We start from the raw sequence: 20,192 nt of genomic DNA, 5'->3' as shown, positions 1-20,192 counted from the left end.
CGCGTCGCTACCCGGCTTTGTGCGTTATTTATCTGACGATGCCTGCCAGAGATTAAGCTCGCCATCAGCGACATGCTTATCGATTTGCGCCAGCTCTTCTGCAGTGAACGACAAATTCTTCAGTGCCTGCGCATTTTCTTCCAGTTGTTCCGGGCGGCTTGCGCCAATCAGGACAGATGTAACGCGATCGTCTTTCAACAACCAGCTTAACGCCATTTGCGCCATGGACTGACCGCGCTGTTGCGCCATTTCATTAAGCAGTCGCAGGCTGCTCAGGTTGGCTTCCGTCAGCATGTTTTCTGTCAGACCGCGCGCTTTCTTCCCTTCGCGCTGCATACGAGACCCTTCCGGGATGCCGTTCAAATACTTCCCGGTGAGCAATCCCTGCGCCAGTGGCGTAAAGGCGATACAGCCCGCGCCGTTGGCTTTTAACGTATCCAGCAAACCGCTTTTATCCACCCAGCGATTCAACAGATTGTAAGAGGGCTGATGGATCAGCAGTGGGATCTTCCACTCGCGCAAGAGTTCGGCCATTTTTTGCGTTCTTTCCGGCGAGTAAGACGAAATACCGACATACAGCGCTTTACCGCTTTGTACGGCGTGAGCCAGCGCAGATGCCGTCTCTTCCATCGGTGTGTTTTCATCCACGCGGTGAGAATAGAAGATATCGACATAATCCAGCCCCATACGCTTCAGGCTCTGATCGAGACTGGCAAGCAGGTATTTACGCGAGCCGCCGGAGCCATAAGGGCCTGGCCACATGTCGTAGCCGGCTTTGGTCGAAATAATCAGTTCATCACGATACTGGGCAAAGTCTTCGCGCAGCAGACGCCCGAAATTTTCTTCGGCGCTGCCCGGAGGCGGCCCATAGTTATTGGCTAAATCAAAGTGAGTAATGCCTAAATCAAAGGCTTTTCGCAACAGCGCGCGCTGTGAGTCGAGGGCCTGAATGTGGCCGAAGTTGTGCCACAGGCCGAGCGACAGTGCAGGGAGTTGGAGGCCACTTTTACCGCAGTAGCGGTACTGCATCGTTTCGTAGCGGCCAGGGGAGGCGTTCCAGGACATGATGTCTCCTTTCTTGTGATGAATTTTCGAAACAGCGTTTTCATTCTATGCTTATAAAATCACAAATCCGGGAGATATGCGATGCCGCGTCTGACAGCCAAAGATTTTCCCCAGCCATTGCTCGATTATTATGACTACTATGCGCACGGGAAAATTTCGAAACGGGAGTTCCTCAATCTCGCAGCAAAGTACGCCGTTGGCGGGGTGACGGCGCTGGCGTTGTTCAATATGCTCAAGCCTAACTATGCGCTGGCGGAGCAGGTGAAATTTACCGATCCTGATATTTTGCCTGAGTATATTCACTATCCATCGCCAAACGGTCATGGCAACGTGCGCGGTTATCTGGTGAAGCCGGCGAACGCGACGGGTAAAGTCGCCGCCGTGGTGGTAGTGCATGAGAATCGTGGGTTGAATCCTTATATCGAAGATGTGGCGCGACGGGTGGCGAAAGCGGGGTACATTGCATTGGCGCCCGACGGCTTAAGTTCGGTGGGTGGCTATCCCGGGAACGATGAAGAAGGGAAAGTGTTGCAGCAGAAAGTGGATCCGACGAAGTTGATGAACGACTTTTTCGCTGCCATCGAGTTTATGCAAAACTACCCTGAGGCGAGCGGAAAAGTGGGGATCACCGGGTTTTGCTACGGTGGGGGAGTTTCAAATGCGGCTGCCGTGGCTTATCCGGAACTGGCGTGTGCAGTACCGTTTTATGGTCGCCAGCCTGCCGCTGCGGATGTGCCGAAGATAAAAGCACCGATACTCCTGCATTACGCGGAACTGGATAAAAATATCAATGAAGGTTGGCCTGCGTATGAAGCCGCGCTAAAGGCCAATAATAAGGTCTTTGAAGCCTGGATCTACCCGGGCGTAAACCACGGATTTCATAATGATTCCACACCGCGTTATGACGATGCGGCCGCAGAGATAGCGTGGAAACGAACGTTAGAGTGGTTTGAGAAATATTTGCGCTAGCGAAAATTGCCCGGCAGAGACAACACAGCCGGGCAATCTGTCTCACTTAGAAGCTGTAACTCATACCGGCCTGCACGCTGGCATCGTTATCCACATCACCCGTTCCGACGTAAACGCCGGTATTCACAGAGAAGTTATGCGCGATAGTCGCATTGATGCCCGCACCAAAGATGCCCATCGTGTTGTTATGACCCGCGGTGTTGTGATAATCCGCGGCCTGGATGTCAGTATCATCACTGAACTCTTTCTGGAAGCGTGCATCGATCCACGGCATCACCTGTACATTCTTATTCAGATCGCGGATAGCTGTCGTCAGACGAATACCCGCGCCGCCGTTCCAGGAGGAGACCTGGCTGTCAGAGAAAGCGATCTGTTGGTCGGAGAAGCTATCGGCTTTGGTCTGATCCCAGCCCAGTGTTGCATACGGTTGCAGCAGCGTTTCGCCCGGTAGCAAAATGTTGACGCCGGTACGGCCTTGCGCCATATACAGGCTGCCATCTGTAGAACCGCTCAGCGCTTCGGTCATCCCACTGGTATCACCGGTTACGTTATTGGCTGACAGCGAGTAACGCATGTCGCCGTAGCTGAAGCTACCATCCGCGAACAGACCCCAGTCCTTACCGTTTAATGCCTGCTGCCATCCGCCGTACAGGCTGTAATAGTTGCCGTAAACGGTGTCTTTGAAGCTATCTGCGCTGTTACTGGTGTCCTGCACACGACTGCGGGTCCAGGCCAGTGCGATCCCCCCCGTTACGCTGTCGCCATTATCCAGATGCGCCGTCCAGTCAACGCCGCCCTGTGCGCCCTGGGTGATGCTCTTATAGTCAACGTCATTACTGAAGTTACCGTTCTGGTACAAGAAATCGCCCCACACCTGCGCTCCGTCCTGTTGTTCGCCAAACAGGCTGGCGAGATGCACCTGGTTCATATGATTACTGATGTCGTCAGCGACCTGATGGCCCGCCTGTTCGGCGGCATCCAGACCGGCAATCAGACCCTGAACGTCGCTTGCCAGCGCCCCCTGGGAACTGCTGAACAGGATATTCCAGGTCTGGCTATTCTCCGCTTTCAGCATCGTTTGCGGTGAGGTGTCGGCAGCGACAATATCCAGGCTGTTGTCGTAGTTGTAGGCACCGCTGCGGTTTTCAACGGATTGCTGCCCGTTAGTGAATGAGGCGGCTGCGTAGGTTTTTGGGTCAGCGGTGCCCGAGGTCCTGAAGGAGCCCAGCATCAGGTTTGACTGATTCTGTGAGGACGGAGAAATACTGTTCACGATGACAGTATTATTCGTTCCCGTAATGGTGCCAAAATCCACAAAGCTGTCGGTACTCATGCTGACCGACGCATTGCTGCCTGTCGTGCTGGCGACCAGTCTTGAACCACTTTGCAGGTTCCAGACTGTCGCATCGTTAATCGTATCGATGTTGATGTTGTTATTACTGGTGGTATTGACCGTTTCGAACTGACTGATTTGGCCGGAAACAGAGCTGCCTGCATCCATTGACAGGGAATCGCTACCGTCGCCGCCGTTAACATTGCCGCTCACGTGGGAGTTATTCGTCAGTACCACCGTGTCATTGCCCGCCCCTGTCGTAATATCTCCCTTGACGTTGGCATTATTTTGCAACGTGATGGTGGTATTGCCGGTGTTCGCGCTGGCGTCCACGTTGCCATTAATGGCACTGTTATCGACCGTAATATTATTATTTGAATCGCCACTCAGAATGACATTACCGTTGATGCTGCTGTTGTTGGTGAGAGAAATTTTGCTCGTTCCCTTTCCATTTTCATTTTCTATACCGACTTCACCGGTTACGCTGCTGTTATTCAGTGAAAGCGACGTATTGGTGGTACCAAACATCGCGACGGCAAGATCGCTATTCGCATCAAGGTTAGCGCCTTCAAATACTGTCTTTTTCAAAAAGTCAGCGGCTTTATCAGGATTCAACGCCACTCGACTCTCGGTGCCATTTACCGTCGAATTGGTCAGTGAAATTGTGGTATCAGAATTTTCGCTACCGGCATAAATACCGCCTTTATCCAGGGTGCTGTCGCTCATGGATATCGTTTGTGTCCCTGCGCCACCGCTCATAATACTGCCGTGTAAAACGCTGCCATTAGTAATATTGGCAGTATGATAACCGTTATCAGCAGGATCGAGATAAATGGCCGCACCCAGCATATAATCCTTTTTATTCGGATATAAAACAGCATCGTTTTCGCCATTTAGCGTCGAATGATCGACAGTGACAGTGGTATTGGTGGTGAAGCCGACATCGCCCACTTCAATCATATCGACGGTTGCGCCGTTGGTAACGGTAATATTTGCCGTGCCACCCTTACTCCCCTGGATATAACTGCCGGTCATATTTGTGCCGCTAACGATTAACGACTGGGTATCGTCTGCACCGGTATGCCCATTCATAAAAATCGAGCCTGATGTTGGGTCCGCCATTACCGCATTGCTCACACCTGTGTCTTGCTGATAAACGTTAATTCCGTCTGTGGTTGTGGCAGCCCTTAAACCGCAGGTCTGTGAGGTATTTCCATCAGAACATGGTGTGTTAGTAGCAGCGGAAGCATAAGCGCTAAAGGAGGCTAAAGCGACGAATACACATTGGGATAATAGTGTACGGTTCATTATTTTGCGCATTTTTAATTCCATTTGGGATTGGATTGAATTTGATCTCTTTTTAATGGAAATAAATGGAATTAAGAAACATCTTAAGTGGTGCAGATGTAATAAAGTCTAAAATTGGACTCAAAATGATTAGGTGACATTTCTATTTTTCAAACTGATTAATAACGTACTTCGCATTTTTAAAATCAATGTTGCAGTTCGCTTAGTGGGCAAATTATTAGGCTCTTATCTAAATTCTGCGCAATCCATAGACAGGATCGAATAAACCCCATAACCCATTCGGAACATGAGGGTAATTTGCTGAGCAAGTGTTTTACATTTTCACATTCGCTGAAAAGATAAAACATCTCCTTTGCAAAGGGATTTCATACTCTGAGATTGTTTTTTCTCACACAGGATGACCGCAATTATTTTTATAAAAAGAGTTCTGAAAGATTATAACTTCGTCCGTTTCTGCCGATAACGAGATTAAGACTCGCCTCTGGGCGACTTTTCCCTAACGGCAAGGAACAACTATGCAACTACTTCGTAATTTCACTATCCGTGTCGTCATGCTGACGATTCTGGGTATTTTCTGTTTAATGTGGGTGGGTGTGGGTTTGTACAGCACCTGGTCTCTTTCCCGTGTCGCGGAAGGCAACGAAGTCGATCGCCATCTTGTTCGCCAGATGACGGTACTCAGCCAGGGCAACGATCAGTATTTCCGTTTTGTTACCCGACTCAGTCGTGCGATGGAGTTGAAAGCCAGCGGCGGAACGCCAGATTTCGCCCCCGTGCAGCAGGCGCTGGATAATATGAGCAAAAAGTTGCAGGAAATGAAAACACTCTCGCCTGGGCCAATGGATCCTGAGGTTGCCGCAGCAGTGCTGGCGAGCTGGCAGGATCTGCTCGATAAAGGCGTCACGCCGCAAATGCAACTGGCGCAGCAGGGCACGCAGAGCGCCTGGAGTGAGCAGTCGAATAATGTGACGCCTGCGCTGAGCCGGGCGTTTGGTGCCAGTGCGGAACGCTTTAATAAGGCCGCAGGCGTGAGGCTCGATCAAACTCGCGTGATGGTGGACGGTAAAACGTCGATCATCCGTACCCTGATCATTGGCGCGGTGATCCTGGGCATTGCAATCCTCTTCTTCACCGATCGCTATCTGGTGACCATGCTGGTGAAACCGCTGGCGCGGATCCGTCAACAGTTTCGCCAGATAGCTCAGGGCGATCTCAGCCAGCCGATTGACGATATTGGGCGTAACTGCGTCGGTCAACTGGTGCCTTTATTGCGCGCAATGCAGGACAGTCTGCGCGACGCGGTCCACACCATCCGTTCCGGCAGTGACAATATCTGGCGGGGCGCCACTGAAATCTCCAGCGGTAACAATGACCTTTCATCACGAACGGAAGAGCAGGCCGCGGCGCTGGAAGAGACGGCCGCCAGCATGGAACAGCTTACCGCCACGGTGAAGCTGAATGCGGATAACGCGCGTCAGGCTAGCCTTCTGGCAGATGCCGCATCACACACCGCAGGAAAAGGCGGCTCGCTGGTGTCTGAAGTGGTTGAAACCATGGACGGGATTTCCGCCAGCTCGAAGCAGATTGCTGAAATCACAACCGTCATCAATAGTATTGCTTTCCAGACCAACATTCTTGCATTGAACGCTGCGGTCGAAGCGGCGCGTGCGGGTGAGCAAGGGCGTGGATTTGCTGTCGTCGCCGGTGAAGTACGTAATCTGGCAAGCCGTAGTGCAAACGCGGCAAAAGAGATTGAAACGCTGATTGCTGAATCCGTGCGCCGTGTCGACCACGGCGCGACCCTGGTGAAGGATACCGGCTCAACGATGGAGGCAATTCTGCGTGGCGTGACGGAAGTGAACACCATTATGAAGCAGATTGCCTCGGCGTCTGAAGAGCAGAGCAAAGGGATTTCGCAGGTGGGCGTTGCGATTACTCAGATGGATGGCGTCACGCAGCAAAACGCCGCGCTGGTGGAGCAGGTTTCCGCCGCCGCTGCGGCGCTGGAGAGACAAACGGAAGACTTACAGCGTTCTGTGCAACAGTTCCGGTTATCGCAAAATGACGCCCCCAGTCTCCCCGAAAAAGGTGCCGCTCCTGCCGGGCAGCGACGCCCGGAGCCCGCTGCGGCAGGCGATGAATGGGTGGCATTCTAAGGCCCAGTAAAAAGTCGCTGAACCCTCTGGCCTTTGCTTAAAAAATCGCTATATAATTCATTGTATAGCGATTAAGGAGAGGTCATGAACAATCATTTTGGCAAGGGCCTGATGGCCGGATTACGCGCCACGCAGGCTGACAGCGCCCGAAATGTGGCGAAATTTTGTTCCGATTATAAACGTGGCTTCGTATTAGGATTCTCGCATCGCATGTTTGAAAAAACCGGCGACAGGCAACTCAGCGCCTGGGAAGCGGGGATCCTGACGCGCCGCTATGGGTTAGATAAAGAAATGGTGATGGATTTCTTTCGGGAAAATCAATCCAGCATCACGATTCGTTTTTTCATGGCCGGCTATCGACTCGAAGGTTGATCCAAAGGGGGTATTATCTTGCTTTAATTAATTACACTACCGGCTATTCCCTTCGTTTTAGTATCCCCTCGCAGTATCATAGGCTACATAACCATAACAAAAGTGTGGTAAATGGCGCACCGATCGCAGTTACGGTTTTGCGATTGATGCAAAATAAGAGCCAGGTCTTCGTAACGGAATAACTATAAAATGACTGGAGATAACACTCTCATCAATTCCCATGGCGTCAACCGCCGTGATTTCATGAAGCTTTGTGCAGCACTCGCCGCCACAATGGGGCTCAGCAGCAAAGCCGCCGCCGAAATGGCTGAGTCGGTATCCCGTCCGCAGCGCCCGCCGGTTGTCTGGATTGGTGCTCAGGAATGCACGGGCTGTACCGAATCCCTGCTACGCGCGACCCACCCCACGGTAGAAAACCTTGTCCTGGAGACCATCTCTCTGGAATATCATGAGGTGCTTTCCGCCGCCTTCGGCCACCAGGTTGAAGAGAACAAACACAATGCGCTCGAGAAGTACAAAGGGCAGTATGTGTTGGTCGTTGATGGTTCCATCCCGCTAAAAGATAACGGTATTTACTGCATGGTTGCCGGTGAGCCCATTGTGGATCATATCCGCAAAGCGGCAGAAGGCGCGGCAGCGATTATCGCTATCGGTTCCTGCGCTGCGTGGGGCGGCGTCGCCGCTGCTGGCGTGAACCCAACCGGTGCGGTTGGCCTGCAGGAAGTTCTGCCGGGTAAAACCATCATCAACATTCCGGGCTGTCCGCCGAACCCGCATAATTTCCTGGCGACGGTTGCCCATATCATTACTTACGGTAAGCCGCCGAAGCTGGATGCGAAAAACCGTCCAACCTTCGCCTATGGCCGCCTTATTCACGAACATTGCGAACGTCGTCCGCACTTCGATGCCGGGCGCTTCGCCAAAGAGTTCGGCGATGAAGGCCACCGTGAAGGCTGGTGCCTCTACCACCTTGGTTGTAAAGGTCCAGAAACCTGGGGTAACTGTTCCACACTACAATTCTGCGACGTTGGTGGCGTATGGCCGGTCGCGATTGGTCACCCATGCTACGGCTGCAACGAAGAAGGCGTTGGTTTCCATAAGGGCATTCACCAACTTGCTCATGTGGAAAACCAGACACCCCGCTCCGAAAAACCTGATGTGAACATGAAAGAAGGCGGCAACGTGTCTGCGGGTGCCATTGGGTTACTCGGCGGCGTCGTTGGTCTGGTTGCCGGCGTCAGCGTGATGGCGGTTCGTGAACTGGGGCGTCAGCAAAAGAAAGATAACGCTGACTCACGGGGAGAATAACCGTGAACAGACGTAACTTTATCAAAGCAGCCTCCGGCGGGGCGTTGCTGTTAGGCGCTGCGCCGTCTATCAGCCACGCGGCTGCAGAAAATCGCCCGCCCATCCCCGGTTCTCTGGGTATGTTGTATGACTCGACGCTGTGCGTGGGCTGTCAGGCCTGTGTGACCAAGTGTCAGGATATCAACTTCCCGGCGCGTAACCCGGAAGGGGAGCAGACCTGGTCGAACAACGACAAGCTGTCGCCGTACACCAATAACATCATCCAGGTGTGGCGTAGCGGCACAGGCGTGAATAAAGATCAGGAAGAGAACGGCTATGCATACATCAAGAAACAGTGTATGCACTGCGTCGATCCCAACTGCGTTTCCGTCTGCCCGGTTTCCGCGCTGAAAAAAGATCCCAAAACCGGCATTGTTCATTACGACAAAGACGTCTGTACCGGCTGCCGTTACTGCATGGTTGCCTGTCCATACAATGTGCCGAAATATGACTATAACAACCCGTTTGGCGCGCTTCACAAATGTGAACTGTGTAACCAGAAGGGCGTTGAGCGTCTTGATAAAGGCGGCTTGCCGGGCTGTGTCGAGGTTTGCCCTGCGGGCGCGGTGATTTATGGCACTCGCGAAGAGCTGATGGCTGAGGCGCAAAAACGTCTGGCGCTGAAGCCTGGCAGCGAATACCACTATCCACGCCAAACCCTGAAAACGGGCGATACCTACGTGCATACCGTACCGAAGTACTATCCGCATCTTTACGGTGAGAAAGAGGGCGGCGGAACTCAGGTGTTGGTACTGACCGGAGTGCCTTACGAGAATCTGGATCTGCCGAAGCTGGATGAGATTTCAACCGGCGCACGTTCCGAACATGTTCAACACACCCTGTATAAAGGCATGATGCTACCACTGGCCGTGCTGGCGGGCTTGACCGTGCTGGTTCGTCGTAATACCAAAAACGACCATCACGACGGAGGAGACGATCATGAGTCATGATCCTAAACCGCTGGGCGGCAAAATTATCAGCAAACCGGTCATCATCTTCGGGCCGTTAATCATCCTCTGTATGCTCCTGATCGTGAAGCGTCTGGTATTTGGATTGGGGTCTGTCTCCGATCTGAACGGCGGCTTCCCGTGGGGCGTCTGGATTGCCTTTGACCTGTTGATCGGCACCGGCTTTGCCTGTGGCGGTTGGGCGCTGGCGTGGGCGGTGTATGTCTTCAACCGGGGACAATACCATCCGCTGGTGCGTCCGGCGCTGCTGGCGAGCCTGTTTGGTTATTCACTGGGTGGCTTGTCGATCACCATTGATGTGGGTCGCTACTGGAACCTGCCGTACTTCTACATTCCGGGCCACTTTAACGTGAACTCGGTGTTGTTCGAAACGGCGGTCTGTATGACCATCTATATCGGGGTGATGGCGCTGGAGTTTGCTCCTGCGCTGTTTGAACGACTGGGCTGGAAGGTGTCGTTAAAACGCCTGAACAAGCTGATGTTCTTCATTATCGCCCTGGGCGCTCTGCTGCCGACGATGCACCAGTCTTCAATGGGATCGCTGATGATCTCGGCGGGTTACAAAGTGCATCCGTTGTGGCAAAGCTATGAAATGCTGCCGTTATTCTCGGTATTAACCGCGTTCATCATGGGCTTCTCGATCGTCATTTTTGAAGGTTCGCTGGTTCAGGCCGGTCTGAAAGGCAATGGTCCGGATGAGAAGAGCCTGTTTATTAAGCTGACGAATACGATCAGCATGATGCTGGCGATTTTTGTCGTCCTGCGCTTCGGTGAGCTGATTTACCGGGACAAGCTGTCGTATGCCTTTGCCGGCGATTTCTACTCGGCCATGTTCTGGCTTGAAGTCGTACTGATGCTCTTCCCGCTGGTCGTCCTGCGCGTTGCTAAATGGCGTAATGATTCACGCATGTTGTACCTGTCTGCGCTCAGCGCGCTGCTCGGTTGCGCGACATGGCGTCTGTCCTATTCCCTGGTGGCATTTAATCCAGGCGGCGGTTACCACTACTTCCCAACCTGGGAAGAGCTGTTGATTTCTATTGGTTTTGTGGCTATTGAGATTTGCGCTTACATCGTACTCATTCGTCTACTGCCGATACTTCCTCCTTTAAAACAAAACGATCACAATCGTCATGAGGCGAGCAAAGCATGAGCCAGAGAATTACTATTGATCCTGTAACCCGTATTGAGGGGCACTTACGTATCGATTGCGAAATCGAAAACGGCGTTGTATCAAAAGCATGGGCCTCCGGTACCATGTGGCGCGGCATGGAAGAGATCGTGAAAAATCGCGATCCGCGTGATGCGTGGATGATTGTGCAACGTATTTGCGGCGTTTGTACGACCACGCACGCGATCTCCTCGGTTCGTGCGGCAGAAAGCGCGCTGAACATTGACGTTCCGGTTAACGCACAATACATCCGTAACATCATTCTTTCAGCGCATACCACTCATGACCATATCGTTCACTTCTATCAGCTTTCGGCGCTTGACTGGGTGGACATCACGTCTGCACTGAATGCCGATCCGGCGAAAGCTTCTGCAATGCTGAAGGGCGTGTCGACCTGGCACCTGAACAGCGCGGAAGAGTTCACGAAGGTTCAGAACAAGATCAAAGACCTGGTTGCCAGCGGCCAGTTGGGGATTTTCGCTAACGGTTACTGGGGACACCCGGCGATGAAACTGCCGCCGGAAGTGAACCTGATTGCGGTAGCTCACTATCTGCAGGCGCTGGAATGCCAGCGTGATGCCAACCGCGTGGTGGCGCTGCTGGGCGGTAAAACGCCGCACATTCAGAACCTGGCGGTGGGTGGCGTTGCTAACCCGATCAACCTCGACGGCCTGGGCGTTCTGAACCTGGAACGTCTGATGTACATCAAGTCTTTCATCGACAAGCTGGGCGACTTTGTTGAACAGGTGTACAAGGTCGATACTGCAGTTATCGCCGCATTCTATCCAGAATGGCTGGAGCGCGGTAAGGGGGCTGTTAACTATCTGGCCGCGCCGGAATTCCCGACTGACGGTAAAAACGGTAGCTTCCTGTTCCCTGGCGGTTATATCGAGAATGCCGATCTGGCGAGCTATCGTCCGATCACCTCTCACTCTGACGAGTACCTGATCAAAGGGATTCAGGAGAGTGCGAAACACGCCTGGTATAAAGACGAAGCACCGCAGGCTCCGTGGGAAGGCACCACGATCCCTGAGTACGACGGATGGTCTGACGACGGAAAATATTCGTGGGTGAAATCACCAACCTTCTACGGCAAAACGGTAGAAGTGGGGCCGCTGGCGAATATGCTGGTTAAACTGGCATCCGGGCGCGAGTCCACGAAGGCGAAGCTGAACGAAATCGTTGCGATTTATCAGAAGCTGACCGGTAAAACCATCGAAGTCGCACAACTGCATTCCACGCTGGGGCGTATTATTGGTCGTACCGTTCACTGCTGTGAGCTGCAGGGTATCCTGCAGAATCAGTACAGCGCGCTGATCGCGAATATTGGCAAGGGCGATCACACCACGTTTGTGAAACCGAATATTCCGGCGACAGGCGAATTTAAAGGTGTGGGCTTCCTTGAGGCACCGCGCGGGATGCTTTCTCACTGGATGGTGATTAAAGACGGTATCATCAGTAACTATCAGGCGGTCGTGCCGTCAACCTGGAACTCTGGCCCGCGTAACTTCAATGATGACGTTGGGCCGTACGAACAGTCTCTGGTCGGTACGCCGATCGCCGATCCGGAAAAACCGCTGGAAGTGGTGCGTACGATTCACTCCTTCGACCCTTGCATGGCATGTGCGGTGCACGTTGTTGATGCCGACGGGAACGAAGTTGTCTCTGTGAAGGTTCTGTAATGCGGATTTTAGTCTTAGGGGTCGGCAATATTTTGTTGACCGATGAAGCCATCGGAGTGCGTATCGTTGAGGCCTTAGAGCAGCGATACGTATTGCCGGATTTCGTTGAGATCCTCGATGGCGGCACGGCGGGAATGGAACTTCTTGGCGATATGGCGAACCGGGATCATCTGATCATCGCGGACGCCATTGTCTCAAGAAAGAACACGCCGGGTACGATCATGGTCCTGCGGGATGATGAAGTGCCGGCGTTGTTTACCAACAAGATCTCCCCGCATCAGTTAGGCCTGGCCGACGTACTGTCGGCCCTGCGTTTCACCGGCGAATTTCCTAAAAAGCTGACGCTGGTTGGCGTTATTCCGGAATCGCTGGAGCCGAACATTGGCTTAACGCCAACGGTTGAAGCGATGATTGAACCTGCGCTTGCGCAGGTTCTGGCCGCGCTGCGTGAGTCAGGTGTTGACGCTCTCCCACGGGAGGCCGCTCATGTCTGAGGAGATTTCCGGATTCCAGACTGCCCCGAGGACGCAGGTTCAGGCTGCATTTGAAGCGATTGCGCAGCATTCAATGCACGATCTCTCGTTCCTGCATCCCAGCATGCCGGTGTATGTTTCGGACTTTACGCTGTTTGAAGGGCAGTGGACGGGATGCGTGATTACGCCGTGGATGCTGAGTGCGCTGATTTTCCCCGGTCCAGATCAGCTCTGGCCGGTGCGCAAAGTCAGTGAAAAACTTGGTCTGCGTCTGCCATATGGTGAGATGACGTTCACGGTGGGCGAACTGGATGGCGTATCGCAATATCTCTCCTGTTCCCTGATGTCGCCGCTCAACCACAGTATGTCGGCTGAAGAGGGCGTACGTCTGGCTGATGACTGCGCGCGCATGCTGTTGTCGTTGCCGGTCAGTCATCCGGATGCGCCCCAGACGAGTCGGCGTGCGCTGCTCTTCGGGCGTCGGAGCGGCGAGCATGCATGAGCTGTCTCTTTGCCAGAGTGCGGTTGAAATCATTCAACAGCAGGCTGAGCAGCACGGTGTAAAGCGCGTCACCGGCGTGTGGCTGGAGATTGGCGCGCTTTCCTGTGTCGAAGAGAGTGCGGTACGTTTTAGTTTTGATATCGTCTGCCAGGGTACGGTCGCGCAGGGTTGTGAGTTGCACATCGACTACAAACCGGCGCTGGCATGGTGTTGGGATTGCAGCCAGGTAGTTGAAATCACGCAGCACGATGCGCGATGTCCGCGTTGTCATGGCGACCGACTGCGTGTTGATACCGGCGATTCGCTGAAAGTGAAAAGTATTGAAGTTGAATAACCCATGATGTGACATGGGGCGGAGTCAGATATGTGTATAGGCGTACCGGGCCAGGTTTTGGCCGTTGGCGAAGATATTCACCAGTTAGCCCAGGTGGAAGTGTGCGGCATCAAGCGTGATGTGAATATTGCGCTGATCTGTGAGGGTCATCCCGCAGAACTGGTCGGGCAGTGGGTGTTGGTCCATGTGGGGTTTGCGATGAGTATCATCGATGAAGCGGAAGCCAAAGCCACGCTCGATGCGCTACGCCGTATGGAGTACGACGTCACCAGCGCATGAGAATGAATGCCGGATAGGTTCTGTCCGGCATTTTTTTGCGTTAATTCTGGCGCTTATCTTCGGTATTGGTCTCGAAATCGCTGGCATCATGACGTTCATGAAGCTGCTCATTCAATGGCCCGTTGGTCCGGTTCACAATCCGCCCGCGTTTAACTGCCGGACGTTCAGCTATCTCTTTTGCCCAACGCTGCACATTTTTGTAACTGCCCGCGTCAAGAAATTCTGCCGCATCGTACACATTGCCCAGCACCACGTTGCCAAACCACGGCCAGATAGCCATATCGGCAATGGTGTACTCATCGCCTACCACGTAAGCGTTATTCGCCAGCTGTTTATCCAGCACGTCGAGCAGGCGTTTGGCTTCCATCGTAAAGCGGTTGATCGCGTACTCAATCTTCACCGGCGCGTAGTGATAGAAGTGACCGAAGCCGCCGCCGAGGAACGGCGCTGCACCCTGCAGCCAGAACAGCCAGTTCAATGTCTCTGTACGTTTTGCTAAATCCTGTGGCAGGAAATAACCATATTTTTCTGCCAGATACAGTAGGATCGAGCCCGACTCAAACACGCGCACCGGCGGATTCTGCGAATGATCGCGCAGTGCCGGGATCTTCGAGTTAGGGTTTACCTCCACAAAGCCGCTGGAGAACTGATCCCCTTCGCCAATGCGAATCAGCCAGGCATCATATTCCGCACCGCTCACTCCCTGTGCCAGCAGTTCTTCCAGCATGATGGTGACTTTCTGACCGTTCGGCGTGCCCAGCGAATAAAGCTGAAGCGGATGTTTACCGACCGGAAGCGTTTTGTCGTGCGTCGGACCGGAGACAGGACGGTTGATGTTGGCAAACGCACCGCTATTGGATTTTTCCCACGTCCAGACTTTCGCGGGTTGATAAGTGTTATCTGACATGTTGACCTGCCTTCTGAGTGGTTGTGTTGAAGCAGTGTAGCAGGTCGCCATCCGTACCTTTAACAGATCGGCACATTTACACCTGCCTATTTTTTGTTGTTGCGCACGCACCCGCTGCGTTGAGGTGTATGATGGTCGGCGGTGTAGGGCAGGCAAGCAGAAGCTGCCCAGCTGTACAGTTTTGAGGTAAGGTGCATGAGCAAAGGAACGACCAGTCAGGATGCCCCGTTCGGGACATTATTGGGCTATGCCCCCGGTGGTGTAGCGATCTACTCTTCAGATTACAGCTCCCTCGACCCGCGGGACTATGACGATGACGCCGCGTTTCGCAGCTACATCGACAACGAATATATGGGCCATAAATGGCAGTGCGTCGAATTCGCGCGCCGTTTTCTCTTCCTGAATTATGGTGCGGTGTTCACCGATGTCGGCATGGCGTGGGAGATTTTCTCGCTGCGTTTCCTGCGCGAAGTGGTGAACGACAACATTCTGCCGCTGCAGGCGTTTCCTAACGGTTCACCTCGCGCACCGGTCGCCGGGGCGCTGCTCATCTGGCAGAAAGGCGGAGAATTTAAAGACACCGGCCACGTTGCGATTATCACGCAACTGCTGGACAACAAAATCCGCATCGCCGAGCAGAACGTCATTCACACGCCGCTTCCTCCCGGACAGCAATGGACGCGTGAGCTGGAGATGGTGGTGGAAAATGGCCGCTATACCCTGAAAGACACCTTTGACGACACCACTATTCTGGGCTGGATGATCCAGACCGACGATACTGAGCACAGCCTGCCGCAGCCGGAGATCGCCAATGATTCACTGAAGATTGGCGCGGCAAGACTGGAAGAACAAGGCCAGTTTGACGGTAAATGGCTGGATGAACAGGATCCGCTGCAAAAAGCTTATGTGATGGCGAACGGTCACGTGATCAATCAGGATCCGTATCAGTATTTCACGATGACCGAGAGTGCCGAACAGGAGTTGATCAAAGCGACCAACGAGCTGCATCTGATGTATCTGCACGCTACAGACAAGGTGCTGAAAGACGACAACCTGCTGGCGCTGTTCGACATTCCTAAAATCCTCTGGCCGCGTTTGCGTCTCTCCTGGCAGCGTCGACGCCACCATATGATCACCGGTCGTATGGATTTCTGCATGGATGAGCGCGGGCTGAAGGTGTACGAATACAACGCTGATTCCGCGTCGTGCCATACCGAAGCGGGGCTGATCCTCGAACGCTGGGCGGAGCAGGGCTATACCGGAAAAGGACATAACCCGGCGGAAGGCCTGATCAATGAGCTGGCGGGGGCCTGGAAACACAGCCACGCGCGTCCTTTCGTGCACATCATGCAGGATAAGGATATTGAGGAGAACTACCACGCACAGTTTATGCAGCAGGCGCTGCATCAGGCCGGGTTTGAAAGTAAGATCCTGCGTGGGCTGGATGAACTGCGCTGGGACGATGCCGGTCAGTTGATTGATGGCGACGGGCGGTTGGTGAACTGCGTCTGGAAAACCTGGGCGTGGGAAACGGCGATTGAGCAGGTGCGTGAAGTCAGCGAAACCGAGTATGCCGCCGTGCCGATTCGTACCGGGCATACCCATCAGGACGTACGGTTGATCGATGTGCTGCTGCGCCCGGAAGTGCTGGTCTTTGAGCCGCTGTGGACGGTAATCCCGGGTAACAAAGCGATCCTGCCGATCCTGTGGCAACTCTTCCCGCACCACCGCTATCTGCTGGATACCGATTTTGTCGTCAATGATGAGCTGGCGCAGACCGGTTATGCGGTGAAACCAATTGCTGGTCGCTGTGGCAGCAATATCGATCTGGTCAGCCATCAGGAAGAACTGCTGGACAAAACCAGCGGGAAATTTGCTGCGCAGAAGAACATCTATCAGCAATTATGGTGCCTGCCAAACGTTGCCGGTAAATACATTCAGGTGTGCACTTTTACCGTTGGTGGCAACTACGGCGGTACCTGCCTGCGCGGCGACGAATCGCTGGTTATTAAAAAAGAGAGCGATATCGAACCGCTGATTGTGCTGAAGGGGTGAGCTCTCAGCAGGATACGGTTAAAGCCGGAGCATGTCTCTAATGCCGGGTAGCTGACCGATATAGTCGTTGTGTAAAAATCCGTAATCTCCCAAGGATTACGGATTTTTTATGTTTCTTAACCTGGTTCCCAGTATTGTCTGTTTGCGGTTGTAATGGCATATTAAAATAGTCACTTGATTAACATTTTCCTTAACCTTTTGTTTTTCAAGACTATAATTCACTCTCTTTATTATCCAGAAGGTATTTGATCATAGACGATATTTAGTTATTAAGCTGGGTAGTGGAATTGTAACGACGTCGTAATCTGTTTAATGTGAAAGAGAATACTTAACTCCCTCTTCTAAATACCACAGTATCCAGACAGATCAAATTTCTTCTCACTGTTTCTTGCCCTGATAGTGATGCTTAATTTGACATTGTTACCTTCTTCTTCCATATTTGATTTTTGTAATGAAGACTGTATCGTAGTAATTGAAATATCATTATTTTTGAACGTTGATGTGGTCTTATCTGATTGTGTCCGCTTTAATGTTAACATTTTGCCATTCAGTTTTATACTCGCTGAGTATGTACAGGCTCCTCCACCCACAGGACAAATATCACCTTCTACATAATCAAACAACTCTTCAGAAGTATTATTACTCTGGGTTAGGGTGCAAACGGGGTGTCCTAAATCAGCAATCTCATTAACTTTAAAACTGTCTATGAATAAAGCGTCTGAATGCAAACTACTACGTTCTGCAGCAATGCAAACAAGAACGCTCGATGACATCAAAGCGGCCAGAAATACTATACTTTTTAACATATTGAAAAATTCCTTGAGTATCAGGTTCTGGGAAGATTGGTTTTCCACATATTAAGATATGGAGCCGGATCTGTCACATCAGCACGTCTTTTAAAACCTCCTCCACCTGAAAGGCTAGCTGTTGATGAACCATTGGTATAGACTTCCAGATGCAACATGGATGAACCACTTCCCAGTGTTCCTACCTTAGCAATAACTTGTCCCTTTTTTACAGATGCTCCACCAGTGTATGAGCCACTAGCTATTTCACCATAACGAAGCAGCAGGTTGCCATGTCTTATTTCGACAGCATAAGTGCCAGAGTAAAAATAATATGGACCACGGACTAAAATACCATCAGCAACGGCATGAATAGGCGTTCCTGGCGGGAATATCAAATCACAACCCGCATGTTTACGAGTGCCTCCACTGCGTGGTGCACCAAATTGACGTCCTCCGTTTGTCCATGACTTAAGTGGGAGTTTCGTGAAGGGAAAGCAGAAACTCTCATCTGAACCTGCAATCACAACGTTGGATGACTCAGGAATCGTAAGGTTGGAATCTGTAGAAGAAACCAATGGAGTGATAGCAGATGAGTCCTGGATTCCCAGTTTCAGGGCTTCGTGACGAAATTCAGGCGTGTGCTGCTTACGTGGCTTTTTGGTCGTCGATACAGGCTTTGTCATGTGAGTCTCCTCTGGTTGAGAGTTTACTCACTTAGTCGCGTGTCCACTATTGCTAGGTAAGATCACATAAGGTGAATTCCATTTTCCAACTCCAGAAACTGAGTTTGGATCAGTTGCAACATCCGAAACATGATGGAGTATATCATCATCACTCCAGCTTGCCGGAAATTCTGTTTTGTCAGGTTTGTTAGCACCATACCGATGCCTATTCAAAATATGATCTTTTCTATGTTCAGTAAGATCTACTTTACACAACCCTAATGAGTCTATATATTTTAGCGGATTATTAACATACCCGTAAGGGTTTATTCCTCCACCCAGACCTATCGGATCCGGACAAAGATACTGCCCTGCCTCACAATCATAGTACCGGAAACGGTTGTAGTACAGCCCTGATTCTGCATCCTCATACTGCCCGGAAAACGTAGCCAGTATGAGGGGGTTTCATCGCCAGCGCTCTCTTCCCGGGCCAGCAGTTGTTGCTTACCCCGCCAGACAATTGCTCACTCAATAAAAATAGAATGTTCAAGTATTCCGATTTTATATTATTTCAAATGTGGTTTTTTCAATGTAAAAAAAACTTCCCTCCTCATAATAATCAAGATCTATCAAATGACATAAATCTTCTGAAATAAAAAAAATGCCATTAACGATATCATTGCCAAATGTAAAATCTTTGTTCAACACGGAAAGAGAATTAACAAAAAAACAGCCACAGTACTTCCAGTCATTATCTATGAACACATAATATCCACCAGGAAGAGAACACTCAATTTCTAATAAATGGCCTATTTTATCCGGAGGGCATTTTTCTTTACCACACATTCTACGTTGTTTTTTTTGTGAGTCTATAATTTTATCAGTACTCCGAAGAGATAATGTTTTTATTTTGCTTTCATCTATATTGACGAGTGAGGATATTTTTTTTCTGTATTTATTTATTATGGCTTTGCTATTCCCTTTGCGATATATTAATTCCCGACGGTACTGCTCATCATTCTCAATATTCATGACATTTAGGCTCCGGGACATTTTTCATAATAGGCTTTCCCCTTTGGATTTTCTATTTTGGGTCGTCCATAATCATTCATTCGTGGCTCACCAGTTATGGGGTCTGTTTTCACTTTTCCAGCCTCCCAATGAGGTTGTTCCGGGTGGCTTACATCCATCGTCTGTTGCTGGACGGTCGCTTGAGTCGTTCCACCTCCATTTTGTGGTACATCATATCTATATTCCCATCCAGACGCATTCTTGGATTGACTTACAGGTTGTTGACTCGTAGGGATACCAGCTTGCCTCATAGCTTCACGGCGAGCGGCGCGAGAAGAACCAAATGGATTGTTCTCACTGCCTATTGGTTCTCCAGCCAAACCCAGCGGGTCTATCCATTTCAGCGGATTCTGTACATATGAATACAGATTTAACCCACCACGTAGCCCCACCGGATCCGCGCAAAGATACTGCCCCGCGTCACAATCATAGTACCGGAAACGGTTGTAGTATAGCCCTGATTCGGCATCCTCATACTGCCCCGGAAAGCACAGCCTGCATGAGAGAGTATCGTGGTTAGCGCTTTCCTCACGGCCCCAGAGTTGTTGCTTACCGCGCCAGGCAATTTCGCCGTCTTCGGCCAGGAGTTCCTGAATGCGGCCCACCGTATCCGTTACTGCATAGTGCAGTTTCCCCTTTTCGTAACGCGCCAGCGGCGTAAAACTTCCCGGTTCGTATATCCAGCGGATAGCGTTTTCTTGTTCCGGTGAACCGTCAGCACTGACCGGGATTTCTTCCGTCAACTGGTCGCCA

General features: G+C 51.6%; 19 protein-coding genes and 2 pseudogenes. 12 read left to right on the top strand and 9 right to left on the bottom strand.

From position 1 onward, the window contains the following. Positions 1 to 24: 24 nt before the first annotated feature. Positions 25 to 1,065: an aldo/keto reductase gene (locus QNN88_RS14340; RefSeq protein WP_414240817.1), complete on the bottom strand. Its 1,041-nt coding sequence runs from the start codon at positions 1,063 to 1,065 to the stop codon at positions 25 to 27. Positions 1,066 to 1,146: 81 nt separating this feature from the next. Here QNN88_RS14340 and yghX point away from each other — a divergent pair, with 81 nt between their 5' ends. Further along, complete coding sequence (gene yghX / locus QNN88_RS14335; protein WP_414240816.1) at positions 1,147 to 2,034, top strand: YghX family hydrolase; 888 nt, start codon at positions 1,147 to 1,149, stop codon at positions 2,032 to 2,034. A 46-nt stretch (positions 2,035 to 2,080) separates the two neighbouring features. Here yghX and QNN88_RS14330 read toward each other — a convergent pair whose 3' ends face one another. Then, entirely contained in the window at positions 2,081 to 4,459 is a 2,379-nt protein-coding gene (locus QNN88_RS14330) for an autotransporter domain-containing protein (RefSeq protein WP_414240815.1), read from the bottom strand. Between the two features lie 731 nt (positions 4,460 to 5,190). Here QNN88_RS14330 and QNN88_RS14325 point away from each other — a divergent pair. The 10 genes from QNN88_RS14325 (at position 5,191) to hybG (ending at position 13,956) form a co-directional block, all read left to right on the top strand. Next, a complete protein-coding gene (locus QNN88_RS14325; protein WP_414240814.1) occupies positions 5,191 to 6,831 on the top strand; it encodes a methyl-accepting chemotaxis protein in 1,641 nt (546 codons plus the stop codon). A gap of 84 nt (positions 6,832 to 6,915) precedes the next feature. After that, positions 6,916 to 7,203, top strand: coding sequence for a DUF2623 family protein (locus tag QNN88_RS14320; RefSeq protein ID WP_414240813.1), 288 nt, complete (start codon positions 6,916 to 6,918; stop codon positions 7,201 to 7,203). 189 nt (positions 7,204 to 7,392) lie between these two features. Further along, positions 7,393 to 8,511, top strand: coding sequence for a hydrogenase 2 small subunit (gene hybO, locus QNN88_RS14315; RefSeq protein WP_414240812.1), 1,119 nt, complete (start codon positions 7,393 to 7,395; stop codon positions 8,509 to 8,511). A gap of 2 nt (positions 8,512 to 8,513) precedes the next feature. Beyond that, positions 8,514 to 9,500, top strand: a complete 987-nt coding sequence (hybA, locus tag QNN88_RS14310) for a hydrogenase 2 operon protein HybA (RefSeq protein ID WP_414240811.1) — start codon at positions 8,514 to 8,516, stop codon at positions 9,498 to 9,500. Next, positions 9,490 to 10,668 carry a Ni/Fe-hydrogenase cytochrome b subunit gene (gene hybB, locus QNN88_RS14305; RefSeq protein WP_414240810.1) on the top strand — a complete coding sequence of 393 codons (1,179 nt, stop codon included), beginning with the start codon at positions 9,490 to 9,492 and terminating at the stop codon, positions 10,666 to 10,668. The genes hybA and hybB overlap by 11 nt, the downstream gene beginning before the upstream one ends. Continuing rightward, entirely contained in the window at positions 10,665 to 12,368 is a 1,704-nt protein-coding gene (hybC, locus tag QNN88_RS14300; protein WP_414240809.1) for a hydrogenase 2 large subunit, read from the top strand. Before hybB ends, hybC begins: the two co-directional genes overlap by 4 nt. Further along, entirely contained in the window at positions 12,368 to 12,862 is a 495-nt protein-coding gene (locus QNN88_RS14295) for a HyaD/HybD family hydrogenase maturation endopeptidase (RefSeq protein WP_414240808.1), read from the top strand. The genes hybC and QNN88_RS14295 overlap by 1 nt, the downstream gene beginning before the upstream one ends. Then, entirely contained in the window at positions 12,855 to 13,343 is a 489-nt protein-coding gene (gene hybE, locus QNN88_RS14290) for a hydrogenase-2 assembly chaperone (RefSeq protein WP_414240807.1), read from the top strand. Before QNN88_RS14295 ends, hybE begins: the two co-directional genes overlap by 8 nt. After that, on the top strand, positions 13,336 to 13,677 hold the full coding sequence (hypA, locus tag QNN88_RS14285) for a hydrogenase maturation nickel metallochaperone HypA (RefSeq protein ID WP_414240806.1): 342 nt from the start codon (positions 13,336 to 13,338) through the stop codon (positions 13,675 to 13,677). Before hybE ends, hypA begins: the two co-directional genes overlap by 8 nt. Before the next feature lie 30 nt (positions 13,678 to 13,707). Continuing rightward, complete coding sequence (gene hybG, locus QNN88_RS14280; RefSeq protein ID WP_414240805.1) at positions 13,708 to 13,956, top strand: hydrogenase maturation factor HybG; 249 nt, start codon at positions 13,708 to 13,710, stop codon at positions 13,954 to 13,956. A 40-nt stretch (positions 13,957 to 13,996) separates the two neighbouring features. Here the strand turns inward: hybG and yghU are convergent, their stop codons facing one another. After that, entirely contained in the window at positions 13,997 to 14,863 is an 867-nt protein-coding gene (yghU, locus tag QNN88_RS14275; RefSeq protein WP_414240804.1) for a glutathione-dependent disulfide-bond oxidoreductase, read from the bottom strand. A gap of 195 nt (positions 14,864 to 15,058) precedes the next feature. Here yghU and gss point away from each other — a divergent pair, with 195 nt between their 5' ends. Then, positions 15,059 to 16,918, top strand: coding sequence for a bifunctional glutathionylspermidine amidase/synthase (gene gss / locus QNN88_RS14270; RefSeq protein WP_414240803.1), 1,860 nt, complete (start codon positions 15,059 to 15,061; stop codon positions 16,916 to 16,918). A 341-nt stretch (positions 16,919 to 17,259) separates the two neighbouring features. Here the strand turns inward: gss and QNN88_RS14265 are convergent, their stop codons facing one another. The 6 genes and pseudogenes from QNN88_RS14265 to QNN88_RS14240 form a co-directional block, all read right to left on the bottom strand. Beyond that, complete coding sequence (locus QNN88_RS14265; RefSeq protein WP_414240802.1) at positions 17,260 to 17,724, bottom strand: adhesin; 465 nt, start codon at positions 17,722 to 17,724, stop codon at positions 17,260 to 17,262. 20 nt (positions 17,725 to 17,744) lie between these two features. After that, positions 17,745 to 18,230, bottom strand: a complete 486-nt coding sequence (locus tag QNN88_RS14260; RefSeq protein ID WP_414241019.1) for a M23 family metallopeptidase — start codon at positions 18,228 to 18,230, stop codon at positions 17,745 to 17,747. 186 nt (positions 18,231 to 18,416) lie between these two features. Next, positions 18,417 to 18,581, bottom strand: a pseudogene (locus tag QNN88_RS14255) (EndoU domain-containing protein); the annotation flags it as partial. Between the two features lie 39 nt (positions 18,582 to 18,620). Further along, positions 18,621 to 18,812: pseudogene (locus tag QNN88_RS14250) on the bottom strand (RHS repeat-associated core domain-containing protein); the annotation flags it as partial. A gap of 117 nt (positions 18,813 to 18,929) precedes the next feature. Then, the gene (locus QNN88_RS14245) at positions 18,930 to 19,400 is read right to left on the bottom strand and encodes a hypothetical protein (protein WP_414240801.1); all 471 of its coding nucleotides are present in this window, start codon (positions 19,398 to 19,400) and stop codon (positions 18,930 to 18,932) included. A gap of 5 nt (positions 19,401 to 19,405) precedes the next feature. Continuing rightward, on the bottom strand, positions 19,406 to 20,192 hold a 787-nt coding region (locus tag QNN88_RS14240), incomplete at its 5' end, for an RHS repeat domain-containing protein (RefSeq protein WP_414240800.1).

Source organism: Citrobacter sp. ANG330 (assembly GCF_047467925.1).
GTDB classification, from domain to species: Bacteria; Pseudomonadota; Gammaproteobacteria; order Enterobacterales; family Enterobacteriaceae; genus Citrobacter_A; species Citrobacter_A amalonaticus_G.
Note: the sequence above shows the minus strand (reverse complement) of the source record. Positions and strands in the feature narration are given on the sequence as shown.

Coding starts and splice junctions, on each gene's coding strand:
- hybO (WP_414240812.1), top strand. CDS start 7,393: ATGACTGGAGATAACACTCTCATCAATTCCCATGGCGTCAACCGCCGT.
- QNN88_RS14295 (WP_414240808.1), top strand. CDS start 12,368: ATGCGGATTTTAGTCTTAGGGGTCGGCAATATTTTGTTGACCGATGAA.
- QNN88_RS14330 (WP_414240815.1), bottom strand. CDS start 4,459: ATGAATGGGCATACCGGTGCAGACGATACCCAGTCGTTAATCGTTAGC.
- QNN88_RS14320 (WP_414240813.1), top strand. CDS start 6,916: ATGAACAATCATTTTGGCAAGGGCCTGATGGCCGGATTACGCGCCACG.
- QNN88_RS14340 (WP_414240817.1), bottom strand. CDS start 1,065: ATGTCCTGGAACGCCTCCCCTGGCCGCTACGAAACGATGCAGTACCGC.
- yghU (WP_414240804.1), bottom strand. CDS start 14,863: ATGTCAGATAACACTTATCAACCCGCGAAAGTCTGGACGTGGGAAAAA.
- QNN88_RS14245 (WP_414240801.1), bottom strand. CDS start 19,400: ATGAATATTGAGAATGATGAGCAGTACCGTCGGGAATTAATATATCGC.
- QNN88_RS14265 (WP_414240802.1), bottom strand. CDS start 17,724: ATGTTAAAAAGTATAGTATTTCTGGCCGCTTTGATGTCATCGAGCGTT.
- QNN88_RS14325 (WP_414240814.1), top strand. CDS start 5,191: ATGCAACTACTTCGTAATTTCACTATCCGTGTCGTCATGCTGACGATT.
- hybE (WP_414240807.1), top strand. CDS start 12,855: ATGTCTGAGGAGATTTCCGGATTCCAGACTGCCCCGAGGACGCAGGTT.
- gss (WP_414240803.1), top strand. CDS start 15,059: ATGAGCAAAGGAACGACCAGTCAGGATGCCCCGTTCGGGACATTATTG.
- hybG (WP_414240805.1), top strand. CDS start 13,708: ATGTGTATAGGCGTACCGGGCCAGGTTTTGGCCGTTGGCGAAGATATT.
- hybC (WP_414240809.1), top strand. CDS start 10,665: ATGAGCCAGAGAATTACTATTGATCCTGTAACCCGTATTGAGGGGCAC.
- hybB (WP_414240810.1), top strand. CDS start 9,490: ATGAGTCATGATCCTAAACCGCTGGGCGGCAAAATTATCAGCAAACCG.
- yghX (WP_414240816.1), top strand. CDS start 1,147: ATGCCGCGTCTGACAGCCAAAGATTTTCCCCAGCCATTGCTCGATTAT.
- hypA (WP_414240806.1), top strand. CDS start 13,336: ATGCATGAGCTGTCTCTTTGCCAGAGTGCGGTTGAAATCATTCAACAG.